The sequence below is a fragment of the Citrobacter sp. Cu233 genome (assembly GCF_030332225.1).
GTDB lineage: Bacteria > Pseudomonadota > Gammaproteobacteria > Enterobacterales > Enterobacteriaceae > Citrobacter.
This window is the reverse complement of record NZ_JAOWIF010000038.1, coordinates 1-4,761: the sequence shown is the minus strand read 5'-3', so window position 1 is coordinate 4,761 and position 4,761 is coordinate 1. Positions and strand designations below refer to the sequence as shown.

The window sequence follows — 4,761 nt, the reverse complement described above, 5'->3', positions numbered from 1 at the left end:
GGACACGGCTCAGAAATTAAAACGGAACCCGACACTGCCCGTGACCGGAGACTCGGTCTGCTTACCATTTTCATAACGGGCTTCAGCCCAGACGCCAGCATTTGGGGTCAGCTGCGCACTGACGCCCAGTCCGTATTTCCCGGTCGTCCCGGAGATGTCATTCCTGAAGTCGTAGGTGTCATTAATACGGACTTTGTTGTTGTCCGAAAATTCATGACTCACCGCCGCCGACAGGTACGGCTTGACTTCTTTTCCTGCAACGTCAAGGGTCATCCCCAGCTTCACGCCAGCTTCAGTCTGCAGGGATTTGGTCGCACCGATACTGGCTTTCATGCCGTTATTCAGGCTGATATCTTTCGCATCGGCCCGGAACGCCGTTGTCCGCACGTATGGCTGCGCCCATGCATTCTCATTCAGACTGAAGGTCCTGCCCGCTTCGAGACTGCCGCCGAAACCGTTCTGGCTGTAATCCCCTTTCACCGCCGAGCCGTCGCTCATCCAGGTACGCAGCTCATTACTGAAGCGGTTGAATTTGATAACCCCGTCCACGTAGTAGCCGTCATTATCAAACCAGGTCGCGTACAGACCACCACCGGTGCTGTCGACCGTGCTCTTTCCGCCACGCGCATGCTTAATGCTGTTGTCGCTGTAAGAGAAGAAAGTGCCTGCAGCTAGACGGCTCTCACCCAGGTCAAAGACCTTGTCGGCGCCGGTTTCGAAACCGTTCTGCGTCAGGGTATAGCCTGAGCTGGCCCCACCGCTGATGCGCTTGTCTGACCCGGTATAACGGCCCCATACGCCCCCTGGTGCACGGGTATTCTGCATCACATCACCGTGACGGAAACGCAGGTTATCCAGCTCGCTGTTGAAAACGTATGCCGGCGCTGTCGCCATGCCCAGTACCGCGTCGGCTGATTTTGTTGTGCGGCGCACCGGAGACGACGATGTACCTGCATCTGGTTTACCTGCATCCGGGTCAGCCGGCGGAGTAACCGGAGGTGGGGTGTCAGCCTGCAGATACCAGTCGGTATTTTCCTTACTCAGGGTGTATTCCCAGGTACCGGCATCGACTTTCCCGCCTTTCAGGGTAAACGCGGCATCACCGCCGCCGGTCTGCACCACCTGAAGCGGCGCACCAGCAGATACTGGCTCCAGGCCGGTGTTTTTGATATCCAGCACAAAGTTACCGCTGGCATTACCCGTTACCTTCAGCATATCCCCGGTATGTGCTGCGATATCCGTGTTCATCCGGAACGTCCCGCTACCCGACAGGCTCCCGAGCGCCAGCGACACCGCCTGGAAGGCTGGCGTCAGACGCGTGGTTGTTGGCGGACGGAAATCAACGCTCCCGTTATCCAGCGTTAATGCGCCGACAGTGGAGTCACCATCGAGATGCCAGACAGACGCACCTTTAACCGTCATATCACCTGCGCCGGTGTTGTCTCCCTCAACGCTCCCCGTCAGGATGCTCCCGTTATCCAGCGTCAGGGTGGTGCCTGACTGGGTCGTCACATTAGCTTTCGCCTGAAGGGCATCCATCGTCATGGCACCGCCACTCTGAAGGATAATCCCGCCGTCCTGAGACAACAGACCGCTGAAGCGGGTGCTCCCGCCTTCCTGTGTCAGGATACCGCTACCTGTCAGGCTGCCTGTGAAGGTCGCAGCACTGTTGTTGAGGTAATACAGGTTCCCTTCATTTGTGACTACGTCACCGACGAGCGTCCCTTTATCAGTCAGGGTGGTGGTGCCATAGAGTATACCGCCGCTGCGGACATCCAGCGTACCACCACTGCCAACAGTTGTAGCGCTGGCCTGGTGACCGTCAAACACCGTCAGGTATCCGCCGTTTTCCAGCAGCATATTGGTGGCACTGCCGCCAGCGATACTAAAACTGCCTTTATCGCTGGTACCACTCAGGAATGCACTGGTATTGGTGACGACTGCACCGCCACTGTTCTGGGTAACCTTAGAGGCTGAGCCACCGGCCTCCACCTGCAGCATACCGCCGCTTGTAATGGTCGTTTCTGTGACATTGCCGTCGATGTAAACATGCTGACGTCCACCACTGTTAACGGTTGTGTCCGTGGCACTGCCACCACTGGAGACGTACTGGCGTCCGCCGTTGAGAATAGAGGTACCTGTGGCACTTCCGCCGTAGAGAAACTGCCCCCCACCGGAATTAATTGTAGTGTCAGTGGTAATGCCGCCGCTGGAGACAAACTGGCGCCCAGTATTGTTAATCACGGTATCAGTGGCACTGCCGCCGATACGGACATACTGGCGACCGCCGCTATTAACAGAAGTTGCCCTGGCGCTGCCGCCTTTTGAGACAAACTGACGCCCTCCGTCATTAACAGAGGCATTCAAAGCATTGCCGCCGCTGTAGACATATTGGCTCCCTCCGCTGTTAATGAGAGTGGCCGAGGCAACACCGCCACCAGAGACAGCCTGGACACCACCACTGTTAAGGGTAGTGCTCGTGGCACTGCCGCCTGAATAGATATTCTCGCGGCCACCGTTATTAATGATGGTACCCGTGACACTACCGCCGCTGGAGACATGCAGTAAGCCATTGCTGTTAATGGTGGTGTCAGTCGAGTTACCCTTGACTATCACTTCTCCACCACTGTTAATGGTAGTATCTGTGGCCTTATGTCCATTAAGTACGGTTAATGAGCCACCATTTTCCAGCAGCATATTGCCCGCACGGCCACCAGAGATACTGAAGTTACCTTTAGCATTGTTGCCATTCATGAAAGAACCAGTGTCAGTGGTAATGGCGCCGCCGCTGTTCTGAGTAATGGCTACAGCACTTCCTCCAGAATACACCGCCAGTAAACCATCGCTGTTAATGATGGTGTTCGTGGCACGGCCACCCCAGGAGACACTCTGCATTCCTCCACTGTTAATGAAGGTGTTAGAAGCACTGCCGTAACGTTGGACATACTGATGTCCGCCATTATTGATTGTGGTATCACTCGCGGTTCCATCTAAAACTGACTGAGTACCGCCATCGTTGATCGTGGTATCACTCGCCACTCCTCTTAATTCCTGAATTCCGCCATTTATCATGGTGTTATTGGTGTTCCCGTAGACAAGCTGGAGCCCACCATTGTTGATGTTAGTGCTCGTGACACCATTGCTGTTGTCGTAAACAATCTGCACCCCACCATCGTTAATGGTGGTGCTCGTCACACTGGCACCGTCGTAGACAGGTTGACTCCCACCATCGTTAATGGTGGTGTTCGTCGAGCTACCGCCACTGTAGACAGGCTGGGATCCACCATAGTTAATAGTTGTGTTGGTAGCTGTGTCACCTGCATACAGGGGCATGCCCATGCTCGTTCCACCACTTCCGATTGTCTGGTTATCATAGGTTGCAGCCAGTGCAGACTGTGACGGCATAAGCAGCCCGGCAATCAGCCCTGCCAGCACGGTACGTTTGATTTGGCGGGGACGCCGGCCTCCTTTCCGGGTCAGTTCTGAGGTAACGACCCACATCCCGGTGGATTCGTTCCACACAGTGTTATAAACCTTATTCATTGCTTACTCCTTTCTCCAGGGGGACCTCAACACCCTGCTCAGTTAAAGAACGGTGAAGTTTATTGATGACGCCATTGACCTGGGCGCCGGTTATCAGCCGGGTACATTCAAATTGCCGGTCGGTGTTTTTATGTCTCGGGCACCACATAAAATCTTTATGGTCAAAATTCAGCGACGTGTCGTCCCAGCATCCATTGCACCCGTGAGAGTTAAATACCCGCCACGGGGTATAAAATTCGCTGTTGGGCAGGCTGAAGCCGCTTATCAGCACCACCGGGATTCCGGTTGCCCACGCCAGCCATGACAGGCCGCTTGGCAGGCCAATGAAGAAGCTGGCATGCCGCAGCAGGTTCACCCGCTCCTGCAGCGGGAGCCTGCCGGTGAAGTCCTCTGCTCCCCAGGGGATATGGTTCCAGACAAAGCCCTGGCCATAATGGGCATCCCGGTCAATGCACAGCACCCGGTAACCCAGCGATTTCAGATGAGCGACAACCTCACTCCAGCCGGTGCCGTTGTTCCAGTATTTCGCCTGACAGGTGGACTGTGTGGCGATGCACACATAGGGCGCCTGGATAACCCGGGGCGCAGACAGGTCAAGCCGGACGGGGGCTTCACGCGGGTCAACGCCCAGAATGTAGCCCGCAGAACGGTGGAAACCGACCTTGCGGAAATCCACCGGCTGATTGTCTGTATCTCCACCGAAATAGAGCCCCACACGATAGGTGGCATAAGGCGCCATCGTGCGCGGCTTATCCGGCGTGGAAAACTGTATCTGCGGATACTGAGGTGCCAGCAGGTCAATAATGTCCTGCGCCATCGTGCATTCCAGCCGGCACTTGTGCAGGGACTGGAATCGTTCGGCATAAGGGAACCAGCCGAGCAAATCGCCCAGCGTCCCGGTCGGGAATGAAATCAGCACAGGCCGGTCTTTTAATTTCAGGGTTTCATCCAGCAGGGGCGTTTCTTCCCCCCGACGGAATACCTGAATGCGAAAACGCACAAAATATTTCTTACGGCTGGTCACCCAGCCTTTATCCACATCGCAGCAGAAAAGAATATTGTCTGAATCCGCATCCAGCAGACGCACGTGCCATTTTCCTTCAGGAAGCAATACACGGGCGCCATCATTAAAATCATAAAAGATATTTTCAGGTCCGGCCTGTGTTGGCGTGTCAGGCGGAGGGATAAAAAATGTATTCTTCAGCGTTGACATATTTT

2 protein-coding genes are annotated in these 4,761 nt (G+C 55.2%); both read right to left on the bottom strand.

From position 1 onward, the window contains the following. Positions 1–9: 9 nt before the first annotated feature. The gene (locus OGX95_RS16355; RefSeq protein ID WP_286630192.1) at positions 10–3,543 is read right to left on the bottom strand and encodes an autotransporter outer membrane beta-barrel domain-containing protein; all 3,534 of its coding nucleotides are present in this window, start codon (positions 3,541–3,543) and stop codon (positions 10–12) included. Beyond that, positions 3,536–4,756 carry an autotransporter strand-loop-strand O-heptosyltransferase gene (locus tag OGX95_RS16350; RefSeq protein ID WP_286630193.1) on the bottom strand — a complete coding sequence of 407 codons (1,221 nt, stop codon included), beginning with the start codon at positions 4,754–4,756 and terminating at the stop codon, positions 3,536–3,538. Before OGX95_RS16350 ends, OGX95_RS16355 begins: the two co-directional genes overlap by 8 nt. Between the last annotated feature and the right edge of the window lie 5 nt (positions 4,757–4,761).

Coding starts and splice junctions, on each gene's coding strand:
- OGX95_RS16350 (WP_286630193.1), bottom strand. CDS start 4,756: ATGTCAACGCTGAAGAATACATTTTTTATCCCTCCGCCTGACACGCCA.
- OGX95_RS16355 (WP_286630192.1), bottom strand. CDS start 3,543: ATGAATAAGGTTTATAACACTGTGTGGAACGAATCCACCGGGATGTGG.